At 59.9% G+C, this 14,738-nt stretch carries 12 protein-coding genes and 1 tRNA gene; 10 read left to right on the forward strand and 3 right to left on the reverse strand.

What is annotated here, in order from left to right; translation table 11 throughout:
* Positions 1 to 258 precede the first annotated feature (258 nt).
* The 5 genes from ACR0NJ_RS09050 to ACR0NJ_RS09070 all read left to right on the forward strand — a co-directional run bounded on the left by ACR0NJ_RS09050 (position 259) and on the right by ACR0NJ_RS09070 (position 3,665).
* Positions 259 to 555, forward strand: a complete 297-nt coding sequence (locus tag ACR0NJ_RS09050; protein WP_170324990.1) for a virulence factor — start codon at positions 259 to 261, stop codon at positions 553 to 555.
* Positions 556 to 581: 26 nt separating this feature from the next.
* Positions 582 to 1,508, forward strand: coding sequence for a methylenetetrahydrofolate reductase (locus tag ACR0NJ_RS09055; RefSeq protein WP_480816807.1), 927 nt, complete (start codon positions 582 to 584; stop codon positions 1,506 to 1,508).
* A gap of 9 nt (positions 1,509 to 1,517) precedes the next feature.
* Positions 1,518 to 2,579 carry a methyltetrahydrofolate cobalamin methyltransferase gene (locus tag ACR0NJ_RS09060; protein WP_480816808.1) on the forward strand — a complete coding sequence of 354 codons (1,062 nt, stop codon included), beginning with the start codon at positions 1,518 to 1,520 and terminating at the stop codon, positions 2,577 to 2,579.
* Between the two features lie 125 nt (positions 2,580 to 2,704).
* Complete coding sequence (locus tag ACR0NJ_RS09065; protein ID WP_480816809.1) at positions 2,705 to 3,532, forward strand: polyphosphate kinase 2 family protein; 828 nt, start codon at positions 2,705 to 2,707, stop codon at positions 3,530 to 3,532.
* A gap of 59 nt (positions 3,533 to 3,591) precedes the next feature.
* A tRNA-Gly gene (locus tag ACR0NJ_RS09070) sits at positions 3,592 to 3,665 on the forward strand.
* 13 nt (positions 3,666 to 3,678) lie between these two features.
* Here the strand turns inward: ACR0NJ_RS09070 and ACR0NJ_RS09075 are convergent.
* A complete protein-coding gene (locus tag ACR0NJ_RS09075) occupies positions 3,679 to 4,758 on the reverse strand; it encodes an AbrB family transcriptional regulator (protein ID WP_480816810.1) in 1,080 nt (359 codons plus the stop codon).
* A gap of 62 nt (positions 4,759 to 4,820) precedes the next feature.
* Between ACR0NJ_RS09075 and ACR0NJ_RS09080 the strand changes: the two genes are divergently transcribed.
* Positions 4,821 to 5,498, forward strand: a complete 678-nt coding sequence (locus ACR0NJ_RS09080; protein ID WP_480817078.1) for a GntR family transcriptional regulator — start codon at positions 4,821 to 4,823, stop codon at positions 5,496 to 5,498.
* Between the two features lie 33 nt (positions 5,499 to 5,531).
* Here ACR0NJ_RS09080 and ACR0NJ_RS09085 read toward each other — a convergent pair whose 3' ends face one another.
* Complete coding sequence (locus ACR0NJ_RS09085; RefSeq protein ID WP_480816811.1) at positions 5,532 to 7,577, reverse strand: ASKHA domain-containing protein; 2,046 nt, start codon at positions 7,575 to 7,577, stop codon at positions 5,532 to 5,534.
* A gap of 216 nt (positions 7,578 to 7,793) precedes the next feature.
* Between ACR0NJ_RS09085 and guaB the strand changes: the two genes are divergently transcribed.
* The 3 genes from guaB to ACR0NJ_RS09100 all read left to right on the forward strand — a co-directional run bounded on the left by guaB (position 7,794) and on the right by ACR0NJ_RS09100 (position 12,832).
* On the forward strand, positions 7,794 to 9,242 hold the full coding sequence (gene guaB / locus ACR0NJ_RS09090; protein ID WP_480816812.1) for an IMP dehydrogenase: 1,449 nt from the start codon (positions 7,794 to 7,796) through the stop codon (positions 9,240 to 9,242).
* Between the two features lie 31 nt (positions 9,243 to 9,273).
* Positions 9,274 to 10,434, forward strand: a complete 1,161-nt coding sequence (locus ACR0NJ_RS09095; protein ID WP_480816813.1) for an RsmB/NOP family class I SAM-dependent RNA methyltransferase — start codon at positions 9,274 to 9,276, stop codon at positions 10,432 to 10,434.
* Between the two features lie 106 nt (positions 10,435 to 10,540).
* Positions 10,541 to 12,832: a two-component system sensor histidine kinase NtrB gene (locus ACR0NJ_RS09100; protein ID WP_480816814.1), complete on the forward strand. Its 2,292-nt coding sequence runs from the start codon at positions 10,541 to 10,543 to the stop codon at positions 12,830 to 12,832.
* 3 nt (positions 12,833 to 12,835) lie between these two features.
* On the opposite strand, the gene ACR0NJ_RS09105 is transcribed toward ACR0NJ_RS09100, so the two are convergent.
* Positions 12,836 to 13,429, reverse strand: coding sequence for a sulfotransferase family 2 domain-containing protein (locus ACR0NJ_RS09105; RefSeq protein ID WP_480816815.1), 594 nt, complete (start codon positions 13,427 to 13,429; stop codon positions 12,836 to 12,838).
* A gap of 192 nt (positions 13,430 to 13,621) precedes the next feature.
* Here ACR0NJ_RS09105 and recA point away from each other — a divergent pair, with 192 nt between their 5' ends.
* On the forward strand, positions 13,622 to 14,686 hold the full coding sequence (recA, locus tag ACR0NJ_RS09110; protein ID WP_480816816.1) for a recombinase RecA: 1,065 nt from the start codon (positions 13,622 to 13,624) through the stop codon (positions 14,684 to 14,686).
* Positions 14,687 to 14,738: the final 52 nt, after the last annotated feature.

Below are 14,738 nucleotides of genomic sequence, written 5' to 3' on the forward strand. Positions count from 1 at the left end.
GAGAGTGACTGGAGTTCAGACGTGTGCTCTTCCGATCTGGACGGCCGCCGCCGTCCGGGGGTTTTCGTTGTTATGCAGGGCGTTCATACAAACGTTGAAAAATTTGATATGCGCATTTCCTGGGGGATTGGCTAGAAACCCGGTACGCAATCGTGGACCAAAAGGTCGCTGGAAAAGCGTCGGGTGTCGAAATTCGACCGACCCAAACCCATATTGCCGTTTAGAACCGGCCCATCTGGTTAGGAGGAATCAAAGGCGATGCCTGACGTCACCATCGTATACTGGCGCGACATTCCCGCCCAAGTCATCGTCGGCAAAGGCCGCCGTGGCGCCAAGCGGCAGTTGGAGGAGCGGTTCGAGCAAGCCATCGACCGGGCTGCCATGAAGGTGAACGCCAAGGACAGCGATGCCTACCTTGCCGAATGGCGCAAAGCCGAACCTTTCGCAGTCGAAGGCGACCCGTCCGAGATTGCCGAGGCCGAGGCCGTGCGTCTGGAAACGGAATACGATCAGGACCGCATCAAGGCGCTGATCGCAAATGACGGTTGGGCATGAGCCCGAAATCTTTATGGGAGGCCGCGATGGCTTTGCTGAACTTCAAGAAACGTGATGTGGTCGAAAACGGCCCCGTGAATCCGACCGTCGAAGCCTTTTTGCAGGGCTATTCGATCGAGGTGATGCCACGCACCGCCGAAAAGGTCGAAGATTTCCGCGCGCTGCTGCCTGAAGGCACCCGCGTCTACATCGCCCATATCGAAGGCACGCCCATCGAGGATATGGTCAAAACCGCCAAGCGCGTCGCTGATGAAGGCTATCCGGTCATGCCGCATTTCCCGGCGCGCATCATTAAGGACGCCGCGGCGCTGGAGAACTGGATTTCCATGTATCAGGGCGAGGCGGGCGTTGAACAGGCGCTGCTGCTGGCTGGTGGTGTCGAGAAGCCGCATGGGGATTTCCACAGCTCGATGCAGTTGCTGGAGACCGGTCTGTTCGACAAGGCAGGCTTCAAGCGTCTGCACGTTGCGGGCCACCCCGAGGGCAACAAGGATATCGACCCGGACGGCTCGACCAAAAATGTCGACGACGCGCTGCGCTGGAAGCAGAAATTCTCGGAAACCACCGACGCCGAAATGGCGCTGGCCACTCAGTTCGCCTTTGACGCCAAGCCGATTATCGCCTGGGCCGACAGTCTTAAAGAGGCGGGCATCGACCTGCCGATCCACATAGGTATCGCGGGTCCGGCCAAGCTGCAGACTCTAATCAAATTCGCGATTGCCTGCGGCGTTGGACCCTCGCTGAAGGTTCTGCAAAAGCGCGCGATGGATGTCTCCAAGCTGTTGCTGCCCTACGAGCCCACGGATGTTCTGACCGAACTGGCCGAACACAAGGCGGCCAACCCGGATTTCAACATCACCAACGTGCATTTCTTCCCGCTCGGCGGGATCAAGACCAACGCCAACTGGGCGATCAATAACGGCGGCGCTTCGGCGAAGCCTGCAAACGCTTAAGGAACGGACATGACCCGTACAGTCGTAGAATCAAAAACAAAAACCGCCGTTCTGGGCTTCGACGAACCGTTCTGCGTGATCGGCGAGCGGATCAACCCCACGGGGCGCAAGAAACTGGCTGCTGAACTGGAGGCGGGCGATTTCTCGACCGTTGAAAAGGACGCGCTAGCGCAGGTTGCCGCAGGTGCCACAGTTCTGGATATCAATGCGGGCGTTGTCTACAACTCGAACCCCAACCCGAACGAGACCGAGCCACCGCTGATGACCAAGATCGTCGAGCTGGTGCAGGGTCTGGTCGATGTGCCGCTGTGCATCGACTCGTCGGTTCCGGGTGCGCTGGAAGCGGGTCTTGAAGCGGCTGAGGGGCGTCCGCTGTTGAACTCGGTCACTGGTGAAGAAGATCGTCTGGAACTGGTTCTGCCGCTGGTCAAGAAATACAACGTTCCCGTTGTTGCGATTTCGAACGACGATACCGGCATCTCGGAAGACCCCAATGTTCGCTTCGATGTGGCCAAAAAGATCGTCGAGCGCGCCGCCGATTTCGGCATCCCGGCTCATGACATCGTAGTTGACCCGCTGGTTATGCCCATCGGTGCGATGGCAACCGCTGGTCAGCAGGTGTTCGCCTTGGTCCGCCGCCTTCGCGAAGAGCTTGGCGTGAACACCACCTGCGGCGCGTCGAACGTGTCGTTCGGCTTGCCCAACCGTCACGGCATCAACAACGCCTTCCTGCCGATGGCGATGGGTGCTGGCATGACCTCGGCGATCATGAACCCGGTGGCTCTGCCAGTTGGTCCAAAGAAACTGGCAGAGAAGAAGGCCGAGGTTGAGGCCAAGGGCATCGTCCTGCCTGCGGATATGGATGACGAAACCTTCTGCCAACTGTTCGGTCTGGGCTCGACCCTGCCGCGAGCGGGCAAGGAAATGGAGGCCATCCGCGCTGCCAACCTGCTGACCAACAATGACCCGCACGGGAGCGAGTGGATTCGGTTCAACAAACCGCCCGCCGAGGCCGGTGCCGAAACTGAAGGCCGTGGTCGCCGCGGTGGTGGACGCCGCCGCCGCGCGTAACCCACGCCGAATACAGCGCAAAGGCCGGGCATGTGCCCGGCCTTTTTCGTTTGACCCTGATCAAAGTCTTGTCTGCGAAACCCGGCACAATAAGCTGACCCCGGTTGCAAGGATCAGGAGAGGTCATGGCCAAGCACATCCCCCCGAAACTGTCCGATGCGGACCTGACCAAGCGATTGAAAAAGGACGAGTATTTCGAACAGCTTGTGGACTTGCAGGCCAAGCTGTCTATCATCCAGCAGGCATTTCTGTTCCATGGCCTGAAAGGCGTGCTCGTGTTTGAGGGCTGGGATGCGGCGGGCAAAGGGGGGACCATTCGGCGGATCAGTCAGGCCCTGGACCCGCGCAGTTTCAAGGTTTGGCCTATCGGAGCGCCTCGGAACTACTACCTCAACCGGCACTACCTGTTGCGATTCTGGGAACGTCTGCCCCCGGCGGGCGCGATCTCGGCCTTTGATCGCAGTTGGTATGGCCGCGTGTTGGTCGAGCGGATCGAGAAATTCACACCGGAAGAACGCTGGCGCGCCGGTTACCGTGAAATCAACGATTTCGAACGCATGCTGGTCGATGACGGAACGCGGATCGTGAAGCTGTTCTTTCACATCTCGCCCGAGGAACAGATGCAGCGTTTCACCGAACGGCTGAAAAACCCTCTCAAACGCTGGAAACTCACCTACGAAGATTTCCGTAACCGCGAGAAATGGGACGAGACGACGGTGGCGGTGGACGAGATGTTGGCCCGGACCTCAACCGAGATTGCGCCCTGGCATGTGGTCCCTGCGAACAACAAGAAATACGCCAGAATCAACGCGATGAATGCGATTGTTAAAGCATTCTCAAAGGATGTGGACCTGAGCCCTCAGCATCTGGATCGGCAAACTTTGGAAGCTGCGGGTGAGGCTTTGGACGTTGACCAATCCCTGATCGATAGCCTGCGTGCGCGGACCGAGTGACGATTTTCGACGAACCCGCTTGATCCCGGATCGGAACCGGTGCTATCCAGTCCCGCGCGGCGGGTATGATGTAATGGTAGCCTGTCAGCTTCCCAAGCTGAACGCGCGGGTTCGATTCCCGCTACCCGCTCCAAAATTCTGCAATATCAGTTCTTTGGCCCAAACCATCGGGCCAACAGGTTCGCCGCGATGGGTGCGCCGATGATGACCAGCACGATGCGTGTCAGGTGGTGGGTGACCACAAAGCCCAGATCGGCCCCAGTTACGATGGCCAATACCGTCATCTCGGCCTGTCCACCCGGTGCATAGGCAAGGAATGCGTCCAGCGGACGCCCAAGGCCCAGCATTGTGACAACGGCGGTGAAGCTGGCCGCAAGAATGGCGAGAAGGCCGACATAGGCCACGCCCGCCGCCACAACACGCCTGAGTTCTCGCAAGGTGACGCCGACGAATTGCACTCCGATGGCACAGCCAATGAAAAATTGCGCCACCAGAATAGCCTCACGCGGGGGGCGGGTGTGGATGAAATCCCCCAGCGACAGCGCGGCGGTCAGGATCATCGGGCCGAGGATCGACGCGCCGAACAGGCCAATTCGTTCTCCGCCCTTCCAGCCGATCACGGCTGCGAGGACCATCAACAGCAACTCGTGAATGGGAAGCTGGCTTGCGGGCTTGCCGATGGGGTTCGTCAGTTCCGCGTCGTAAAACACCATCAGGAATATCGGGGCGAGGGTCACGATGATCAGGACGCGGGTGCCGTGGATCAGGGACAGGGTGCGGGGGTTGGCTCCGGCCTCGGTGCCGAAAATGATCATGTCCTGCAGCCCGCCGGGCATGGCCGCATAAAAGGCCGTGATGTTGTCGTATCCCCAAACCTTGCGAAAGAAAGGGACCCCGACCAGCGCGATCAACAGGATGAACAGAGGCACCAGCATGATCGAAGCGGCCATTTTGGGAAGTTCCACAAACAGGCTGGGGGTGATGGATGCGCCGACGGCGACGCCCAATATGGTGCGGGCAGCGATGGAGATTTGGCCGAAGCCTTTCAAAGGTGCCTGCGCCAGCGCGGCGATCAGGCAGGCGGACATCGGTCCGAACAGGAAAGGCAGGGGCAGGCCGAGAAGCCAAAATGCAGCCGTTCCCACGGTCGCGACGGCAAAGGTCAGGCCCCGTTGCTGAAGAAGAGAAAGTTCTGCGGGTTGTGTCGGCAAGATGGTTGTTCCCATCGCGTTGACTTCAAAAGTATCCGAATGTATCCAAAAGAACGCAATAAGGACTCATGCAAGAAATGACAAGTCAGGAAGACGCGATTCAACCGGGGCCGCAGGGCAATTCCACCTATCGGCAGTTGCTCGAAGAAATTCGCGACGGTTCGCTTGCGCCGGGTGACCGGCTGCGGGAAATCGAGTTGTCGGATCGGCTGGGCGTCAGCCGGACGCCGGTACGCGAGGCTATTCGGCAGTTGGAAGCAGATGGGCTGGTGTCGCATATCCCAAGGCTCGGCGCGACGGTGCGCAGCCTTGATTATGCCGAGGTTATGGAATTGTACGAAATGCGCGCAGTGCTTGAAGGCACGGCAGCCCGGCTCGCCACGCGCGCGGCGTCGGATGTTGAGTTGGACGAGCTTGAGGTGCTGAACAGCCAGTTGGCTGATGCGGGAACCGGGCCCGAGGCGGTTCGGCTCAACCGGATATTCCATGCGACTCTGCTGGATGCGGCCAAGAACCGTTTTTTGACGAAATCCATGTTGTCGTTGCAGAAAGCACTGCTGATTTTGGGTCCGTCCCAGTTATTGGATACAGACCGCGCGGGTGAGGCCGTTGCCGAACACACACGCATCATGGATGCCCTGAAAGCCCGCGATGGTGCCGCTGCCGAAACAGAAATGCGGGCCCATGTCCGGGCCGCGCAGCGTATGCGTATCCGGTCATTGCAGGATCGGGATCGGGCAGGCGATCCGGCCTGATGGGTGCCATCAGCCATTTGATGGCGTAGGGATTCAGCCGCGACGCCGACGTCGGCGACCGGTGCCAGTCTCGGCGTCCCCTCCGGTGTTGAAGCTGGGATTCGGCAGGGTGACGACCTGCGCCAATTCCGGGAACGGGTCCGTTTTGTGCGGGATGGCGTTGGCGGCGACGAAATGGTCCTGAAACTTCGGCTCGATGGCGGTTTCGACCTTGGTAATCTCGCGCACAACGCGTTCAATCTCGGCGCGGGCCGAGATGTTGCAGAGCGCGATCCGCGCTCCGGTTCCGGCGGCGTTGCCCGCGCTTGAGACCTTGTCGAGCGGCGCGTCGGGGATCATGCCCAGAACCATCGCGTGTTTGGTCGAAATATGCGCGCCGAACGCCCCGGCCAACACCACGCGGTCGACCTTGTCGACCTCCATCTCATCCATCAGCAGGCGGGCACCGGCGTAGAGCGCGGATTTCGCCAGTTGGATGGCGCGGATATCGCCTTGGGTGACGGTGATGCGAGGGCCGCCCTCGGCGCTGGCGTCGTGGATCAGATAGGCATGTGTGCGGCCTTCGGGCACGCAGCGGGGGGTGCCGGTTTGCTCGGCGGACCCGATCAACCCGCTTTCGTCCAACAGTCCCGCGATGCGCATTTCCGCCACGGCCTCGATAATGCCCGAGCCGCAGATGCCGGTGATGCCGGTGGTGGCGATGTCCTTGTCGAAGCCGTCCTCGTCCGACCATTTCTCGGACCCGATGACGCGGAAGCGGGGTTCTTTGGTCACAGGGTCGATTTCGATCCGCTCGATGGCCCCGGGTGCGGCGCGTTGGCCGGAACTGATCTGCGCGCCCTCGAAGGCGGGACCGGTGGGTGACGAGCAGGCCAGAACACGGGTCAAATTGCCCAGTAGGATTTCGGCGTTGGTGCCCACATCGACGATCAGCACAAGGTCTTCGGATTTGCCGGGTTCTTCGGACAGCGCCACTGCCGCACAATCCGCGCCCACATGGCCCGCGATGCAGGGCAGGATATAGACCTGCGCGCGCGCGTTCATGTTGGTCAGGTCCATCTCGCGCGCGGGCAGGGATACTGCTTCGGACGTCGCCAGCGCAAAGGGTGCCTGACCCAGCTCGACCGGATCGAGGCCCAGTAGAAGGTGGTGCATGACAGGGTTGCAGACAAACACCGTCTCGACGATCAGCGCGGCGTCGATCCCGGCCTCGTCCGCGATGGAGGTTGTCAGGTCGTTGATCGCCTCGCGCACGGCCTTGGTCATTTCCTTGTCGCCGCCGGGGTTCATCATGGCATAGGAGACGCGGCTCATCAGGTCTTCGCCGAACCGGATTTGCGGGTTCATCAGTCCGGACGAGGCCTTGACCTCACCGGTTTCCAGATCGGTCAAGTGCGCCGCGATAGTGGTTGAACCGAGGTCGATGGCCAGCCCAAAAAGACCCTGTTCATGCAGGCCGGGCCAGATTTCCACGATGCGGGCCACGGTGTCTTTGTGGCCTTTGTGAACGGCGACGGTGACCTCCCATTTGCCTTTGCGCAGGGTGGGCTGCAGTTTCGACATCAGCGACAGATCGGCGGTCACGGCGTCGATGCTCCACTGTTGCTGCAGGGCACGTTCCAGACGCTCCAGATCGCCGGTGGGGGAGTGCATGTCAGGCTCTTCGACGACGACGAAGTACAGACGCGTTGCCGGGTCCATGGTGATCGCGCGCGCTGCGGCGGCCTTGCGGACGACCTGACGGTGGACCTGAGATTCAGGCGGCACGTCGATCACCACATCGCCCTGAACCGTGGCCTGACAGCCCAGGCGGCGGCCCGGTTTAAGGCCGCGCTTGTCGTCGTAGCGTTGTTCGACCGCGTTCCACTCGCTCAGCGCGCCGTCAGAGACGGTGACGCCGTGTTTGGGAAACTCACCAAAGCTGGGCGTGATCTGACATTTCGAGCAAATTCCGCGCCCGCCACAGACCGAATCCAGATCAACCCCCAATTGCCGTGCCGCCGTCAAAATCGGCGTGCCAACGGGGAAATGCCCGCGTTTGCCCGAGGGGGTAAAGACGACAAGAGGGTCGGTGGTCATGATCGGCCTGCCTTTGTATTCGCGCGTATACCGCGCAAGATATGGTTTTGCGCGCAAAGGGAAAGGGCAATCAGCGGCACGTTTTTGGCCGGTTGCGTCGTTTTGTGGCGCGGCATCGGCCCGCACGGGTCAACAACTTGGGGATGGGGGCTTTTCCTTGGGTCAAAACCATGCAATAGGGTCACCGCCAAACGGGCTTTTGCATGGGGTTAGCAGATGCAGATTCGTGAGGCACTCACCTTTGACGACGTTCTACTGGTTCCGGGCGCATCTTCTGTGCTTCCGGCAACGGCGGATACGACCACGCGCGTGACGCGTGAGATCACCATGAACATCCCGCTGCTCAGCTCGGCCATGGACACTGTGACCGAGGCGCGCATGGCCATCGCAATGGCGCAGGCCGGGGGCATCGGCGTTGTTCACAAGAACCTTTCGGTCGAGGAGCAAGCCCGCGAAGTGCGGCGGGTCAAGCGGTTCGAATCGGGTATCGTCTATAACCCGGTGACATTGCGCGCGGATCAGACGCTGGCGGATGCGCAGGCGTTGGTTGAGCGGTACAACTTCACCGGTTTCCCGGTTGTCGATGGCGAAGGGCGCGTTGTTGGCATTGTCACGAACCGCGACATGCGCTTTGCCACCTCGGACGATACGCCGATCAAGGCGATGATGACCTCGGACAATTTGGCGATGCTGCAAGAGCCTGCCGATCTGGAAGAGGCCAAGAGCCTGATGCGCGCCCGTCGTATTGAAAAGCTGCTGGTCGTCGATGGTGATGGCAAGCTGACCGGTCTGCTGACCCTGAAAGACACCGAACAGGCGGTGCTGAACCCGACCGCCTGCAAGGACCGTCTGGGCCGCCTGCGCGTGGCCGCTGCGACCTCGGTCGGCGATGCGGGGTTCGAGCGGTCCGAGCAACTGGTGGATTCCGGTGTCGATATCATTGTGGTCGATACTGCCCACGGGCATTCGCAAGGTGTTCTGGACGCGGTGAAGCGGGTGAAGACGCTGTCGAATGAGGTGCAGATCATCGCGGGTAACGTGGCTACTGGCGAGGCGACCAAGGCGCTGATCGACGCGGGCGCGGATGCGATCAAGGTGGGGATCGGGCCGGGCTCGATTTGCACCACGCGGATGGTGGCGGGGGTCGGGGTGCCTCAGCTGACGGCAATCATGGATTGCGCGGCCGCCGCTCAGGACGTTCCGGTGATTGCCGATGGCGGCATCAAGTTCTCGGGCGATTTCGCCAAGGCCATCGCGGCGGGGGCGTCCTGCGCTATGGTCGGTTCGATGATCGCAGGCACGGATGAAAGCCCGGGCGAGGTAATCCTTTATCAGGGCCGTTCGTTCAAATCCTATCGCGGCATGGGCAGCCTGGGTGCGATGGCACGTGGCTCGGCGGATCGGTATTTCCAGAAAGATGCGGCCAGCGACAAGCTGGTGCCCGAGGGGATCGAGGGGCAGGTGCCCTACAAGGGTTCCGCCAGCGCCGTAGTGCATCAGTTGGTTGGCGGCCTGCGCGCGGCGATGGGGTATACCGGCTGTGCGACGGTTGATGAGATGCGCCGGAACTGCAATTTCGTCAAAATCACCGGCGCGGGCCTGAAGGAAAGCCACGTGCATGACGTTCAGATCACTCGCGAAAGCCCGAACTATCGGGTGATGTGAGGTCAACCCTCACGGACGGACGAGACAAGAGATGACCCCTGCGGCGCGCGTTCAGGCCTCGATTGAAATCCTTGACCAGATTTTGGCCGGTCAACCGGCTGAAAAGGCGCTGACAGGCTGGGCAAGGCGCAGCCGTTTTGCCGGGTCCAAGGACCGGGCGGCGGTGCGGGATCATGTGTTTGACTCGCTGCGCTGCAAGCGGTCCTTTGCTGCGTTGGGCGGCGCAGAAACCGGGCGTGGCCTGATGATTGGCGCTGTGCGGGCGGTTGGGGGAGACCTCGACGCCTTGTTTTCTGGTGAACGGCATGCACCCGAGCAGATCGAGGCGGCAGAGCAAAGCCGGGATTTCGCGTCAGACGCGGAGCATTACGACATCCCCGATTGGCTCTGGCCTCGCTTCGCGGTCTCGCTGGGGGATGAGGCGACCGAGGCAGCGAAGGCCCTGCAAAGTCGCGCGCCTGTTCATCTGCGGGTCAATCTTCTCAAATCCGATATTTCAAAGGCAATCGCCTCACTAGCCAGCGATGGCATTTCCACCCGCGCGCATCCAGCTTGCGAAACGGCGTTAGAGGTAGTGGAGGGCGCACGAAAGATCGCCCAAAGCCGCGCCTATACCGATGGGCTGGTCGAGCTTCAGGACGCAGCCAGCCAGGCGGTGGTTGCGGCGCTGGACCTGAAGCCGGGATTGCGGGTTCTGGACTATTGCGCGGGCGGGGGCGGAAAGTCTCTGGCGCTGGCGGCGCACCCCGGCGTCGAGGTTTTTGCCCATGACATCGATCCCGCACGGATGCGCGACCTTCCGGCCCGCGCCGACCGCGCCGAAGCCAAAATCAAAACGCTGTCCACTGATCAGATCGCTCGCCACGCGCCGTTTGACGTGGTGCTGGCGGACGCGCCGTGCTCGGGCAGCGGGGCCTGGCGTCGCGCACCCGCCGGAAAATGGGCACTGACCGAGGATCGTCTGCTCGAATTAACAACTATTCAGTCCGGCATTCTGGCTGAGGTCGCGGATTTGGTGCGCCCAGACGGAGTGCTCGCCTATGCGACCTGTTCTATGCTGTGGGATGAGAATGGCTTGATCGTCGATCGATTTCTGAAAGACCACCCGGATTGGCAGCAGGTGTTCCAGAAATCATGGCAGGTATCACAAGGTACAGATGGTTTCTTCACCGCACATCTTGCGCGAAAGTGACGTGGTAGACATCAACTTAGGATGGAATTCCCGACTTGCTGCGATGTTAAGCGGACATTAACCAATTTGCGCTGGTAATCCGTTGAATCCATTGCTCGAGTCGTACATGTCCGATACTGCAGAGTTCTTTTCTGACCCGACATTTCGCAAAACACCGCCGATGTCCCGTTTGGTGCCGTTGCTTTTACTCGCGGTCGGGTTGGGCCTCGGCCCCGTTGCTGGGATAACGCCGCTGGACTGGAGCGCGGGTCTGCAAGCCATCGGCGTGTCGGTTTTTGGCGTTGTCGCCTTATTCTGGATCAAAGGACATTTAGCCGACCAATCCGCGCGGCAAGCGCTGGCCGTGATGGCTGCTTTTGCTGAACAGGATGCCGCCCCCTGTCTGATCGCCAATGCGCGGGGCGACGTGTTGGCCGCCAACAGTCACGCCCGCGAACGGTTTCAAGCCGAACCAGGCGTGACTATGGCCAAGTGCTTGCGTTCGACCTTTGCCAACCCTTCGGCCTTGTTACTGCGACTGACGTTTCAGGCGCAAACACGGGGGCGCGCGGTTGAGGATGTTGTAACACTGGGTACCACGATCCCTGTGTCCGTTTTCGTGCCACAAAGGGGTGTCTATTGCTGGCGGTTTCAGTTGGATGGGCAAGATCCCCGAGGCAATGCGGAGCTTCCAATTCTGACCGAGGGTCGCAACGGCGTCGTGCTGCGGGCGAATGATGCTGCAGTGAAGGTTCTGGGCTACAGGCCCAAGTCCACGGATCAGGTGTTTCAAGGCGATATTACGGAAGGGGCGGCGATCTGCCAGATGCAGACCGAGACAGGGCCAGTTCCAGCAGCAGTGTCGCAGCTTTCCCGGTCCGGGATAAGCCGCAGCCTGATTGCGCTGCCTTTGCAGGAAACGGTTGCACAAGGTTCTGAGACGGCTATTGCAGATCTGCCCGTTCCGATTTTGCGGCTGAGCCCCGAGGGCGCGATTCTCGAAGCCAACCGTCTTGCCGGAAAACTGCTGGGACAAAACGAGTTGAACAACACCAATATCAGCCAGATCATGCAAGGCCTTGGGCACCCGATGCTGGACTGGCTGGCCCGGACCGCCTCGGGCGAAGAAGCGCCGCGGTCCGAGTTTCTGCGCCTCAGCCGCGAGGATAAAGAGGTGTTTGTTCAGGTTACGCTGGGGCGGGATGTGATCGACGGTCAGGTCTGTCTGATCGCGGTTATGAACGACGCGACCGAGCTCAAGACGCTTGAGGCACAGTTCGTGCAAGGTCAGAAAATGCAGGCTGTCGGGCAATTGGCGGGCGGCGTGGCGCATGATTTCAACAACTTGCTAACGGCAATATCCGGCCATTGCGATCTGCTTTTGCTGCGGCACGACCAGAACGATCCGAATTACGGCGATCTGGTTCAGATACACCAGAACGCCAATCGCGCCGCTGCGCTGGTCAGCCAGCTTCTAGCGTTTTCGCGCAAACAAACCCTCCGCCCCGAGGTTCTGGACCTGCGCGACACGATTTCCGACCTGATCCACCTGTTGAATCGTCTGGTGGGGGAAAAGATCCAGTTGACGCTCAGCCACGATCCAATCCTGAAACCCGTTCGGGCGGATAAGCGCCAGCTTGAGCAGGTGTTGATGAACCTAGTGGTCAACGCGCGCGACGCCATGCCTGAAGGTGGCGAAATCCGGATCGAGACTGGGGTTCTGAACGTGACAGATCCGGTCAGGCGCGACCGCGCGACCGTTCAACCCGGCGAATACGCGACGGTCAAGGTGATGGACAGCGGCATGGGCATTCCCGCAGACAAGCTGCAAAAAGTGTTCGAACCTTTCTACACTACCAAACGCACGGGCGAGGGAACCGGTCTGGGCCTGTCCACGGCCTATGGCATCGTCAAACAAACCGGTGGCTTTATCTTTGTGGACAGCATGCCGGGGAAAGGGACCGAGTTTTCGGTTCTTCTGCCGGTATGCGGGGTGTCCTCGCAGCCCGAACCGGTGGTAGAGAACCAACCGAACGTCAAAAGCGCGCGTCAGGGCGAAGGGGTCGTTCTTCTGGTCGAAGACGAAGCCCCGGTCCGGGCCTTTGCCACCCGTGCGCTGCGGCTGAAAGGATATACCGTGCTCGAGGCGGAATCTGCCGAAGATGCTTTGCAACTGTTGGACGACCCCGACCTGACGGTTGATGTTTTTGTCACGGATGTCGTCATGCCAGGCATGGACGGACCGACCTGGGTGCGACAGGCGATGCAGTCCCGCCCGGACGTGCGCGTCGTTTTCGTCTCGGGCTATACCGAAGGCGCGTTTGGTGATTCAGGGCCGGAAATCGCGAACTCGACCTTCCTGCCCAAACCGTTCTCGCTCAATCAACTGACCGAGGCTGTGTTTCAGCAGTTGAACTGAGGGTTACAGAGCGGATTCATGTATCTCAAATTCAGCCGCGTGGGTTTTTCGGAATTTGCGCTCGGTCTCTGACATCAGAGACAGGTCTCGGGGCGGTGATACGTTTTCGCGCGCCAGATTTAACTCAATGTCCAGCCTCTCCTGCAGGAAGTTCTGAATCTTGTCCTGATGCTCGTATTTGAAGATATGAGTTGCCCCGAATCCATTGCTCCGCGTGCGAAAAAACTGACTTTGGCTGCCCACATCAGCGAATTCAGGCCGTGGATTTTGCATATAGGCCTGCACAAACTCATCAAAGCTCAGATCGCGGGTCGAATGCGGATGACCGATGCGATCCTGACGGCTGCGAAACCTGTACCAACTGCCCAGCCAGTCGATGGGTTCGCGGACGACAGCCATAATCTCCATCTCGGTATCATACATTTTACGAAAAATGTTCTGAAAAAACCGATCATATCGACGGACCGGCGCGTGTTTTAGCTCAGGCGGGCCTGTCACCACGAGGTCTGCGCGGTCGCGCAAGGCCGAGTGATAGGCGGTGCTGCCAGTTTTCGGGACAGCAAGAAATGCCAGGCGTTCTTTATAGAAAACAAGCATTTATCTGTCCCTCGTGAATAAGTTTGCCCTGCGCAGATTGTCGTAAACGACTCTTTAATACAATTGCAGAACAGTAGGTTCTGTAAGTTTTAGTTGAAATGTTCTCTTTTTGGTCCCATAAGGAACAAGAGGCGAACAAAGCAGCGATTGCCGCCCGTCAAAGGGTGTGACAAAAGGGATAGTGACAGGACAATGGCGGATCTTCTGACAATGAGCGACAAGAAAAACGCAGACAAGCAAAAGGCGCTCGACAGTGCGCTGGCACAGATTGAGCGGCAATTTGGCAAGGGCTCGATCATGAAGCTGGGCGAGGATGCCAAGCAGGATATCGACGCAAGTTCGACCGGATCGCTGGGTCTGGATATCGCGCTTGGGATCGGCGGTCTGCCGATGGGCCGGATTGTCGAGATTTACGGGCCCGAGAGTTCCGGTAAAACCACGCTGACGCTGCATTGCATTGCCGAGCAGCAGAAACGCGGCGGAGTGTGTGCGTTTGTTGACGCGGAACACGCGCTGGATCCGCAATATGCTCGCAAGCTAGGTGTTGATCTGGATGAATTGCTGATCTCGCAGCCCGATACCGGCGAACAGGCGCTTGAGATCACCGATACGCTGGTGCGGTCGGGGGCTGTGAACATGGTCGTGGTCGACTCAGTGGCGGCGCTGACGCCGAAATCGGAACTCGAAGGCGATATGGGTGACAGCAGCGTGGGCGTACAGGCCCGGCTGATGAGCCAGGCGATGCGGAAACTGACCGGTTCGATCAACCGCTCGAACTGCATGGTGATCTTCATCAACCAGATCCGGATGAAGATAGGCGTTATGTTCGGCAGCCCGGAAACGACGACCGGCGGCAATGCGCTGAAGTTCTACAGCTCGGTCCGTCTGGACATCCGCCGCATCGGCGCGATCAAGGACCGCGACGAGGTGGTCGGCAACCAGACCCGCGTTAAGGTCGTCAAAAACAAGGTGGCACCGCCCTTCAAGCAGGTGGAATTCGACATCATGTATGGCGAAGGCATCAGCAAGATGGGCGAGCTGCTGGATCTGGGCGTCAAGGCCGGTGTGGTCGAGAAATCGGGCTCGTGGTTCAGCTATGGCGACGAGCGGATCGGGCAGGGGCGTGAGAATGCCAAGCAATATCTGCGCGACAACACCCGCGTTGCTTTCGAGATCGAAGACAAGATTCGCGCGGCGCACGGGTTGGATTTCGACATGCCGCCGCAAGCGGAAGAGGATGATATCCTTGAAGCCTGAGAGACGCTGACGGGAACAGCAGAAATCCCCCGGCACCCCAATGGTGCTGAGA

The sequence above is a fragment of the Ruegeria sp. F11 genome, assembly GCF_056533855.1.

What these genes read in the sequence shown, in the direction of transcription:
- ACR0NJ_RS09095 (WP_480816813.1), top strand. Translation starts at nt 9,274, where the DNA reads ATGACCCCTGCGGCGCGCGTTCAGGCCTCGATTGAAATCCTTGACCAG.
- ACR0NJ_RS09060 (WP_480816808.1), top strand. Translation starts at nt 1,518, where the DNA reads ATGACCCGTACAGTCGTAGAATCAAAAACAAAAACCGCCGTTCTGGGC.
- ACR0NJ_RS09100 (WP_480816814.1), top strand. Translation starts at nt 10,541, where the DNA reads ATGTCCGATACTGCAGAGTTCTTTTCTGACCCGACATTTCGCAAAACA.
- guaB (WP_480816812.1), top strand. Translation starts at nt 7,794, where the DNA reads ATGCAGATTCGTGAGGCACTCACCTTTGACGACGTTCTACTGGTTCCG.
- ACR0NJ_RS09075 (WP_480816810.1), bottom strand. Translation starts at nt 4,758, where the DNA reads ATGGGAACAACCATCTTGCCGACACAACCCGCAGAACTTTCTCTTCTT.
- ACR0NJ_RS09050 (WP_170324990.1), top strand. Translation starts at nt 259, where the DNA reads ATGCCTGACGTCACCATCGTATACTGGCGCGACATTCCCGCCCAAGTC.
- ACR0NJ_RS09105 (WP_480816815.1), bottom strand. Translation starts at nt 13,429, where the DNA reads ATGCTTGTTTTCTATAAAGAACGCCTGGCATTTCTTGCTGTCCCGAAA.
- ACR0NJ_RS09055 (WP_480816807.1), top strand. Translation starts at nt 582, where the DNA reads ATGGCTTTGCTGAACTTCAAGAAACGTGATGTGGTCGAAAACGGCCCC.
- recA (WP_480816816.1), top strand. Translation starts at nt 13,622, where the DNA reads ATGGCGGATCTTCTGACAATGAGCGACAAGAAAAACGCAGACAAGCAA.
- ACR0NJ_RS09085 (WP_480816811.1), bottom strand. Translation starts at nt 7,577, where the DNA reads ATGACCACCGACCCTCTTGTCGTCTTTACCCCCTCGGGCAAACGCGGG.
- ACR0NJ_RS09065 (WP_480816809.1), top strand. Translation starts at nt 2,705, where the DNA reads ATGGCCAAGCACATCCCCCCGAAACTGTCCGATGCGGACCTGACCAAG.
- ACR0NJ_RS09080 (WP_480817078.1), top strand. Translation starts at nt 4,821, where the DNA reads ATGACAAGTCAGGAAGACGCGATTCAACCGGGGCCGCAGGGCAATTCC.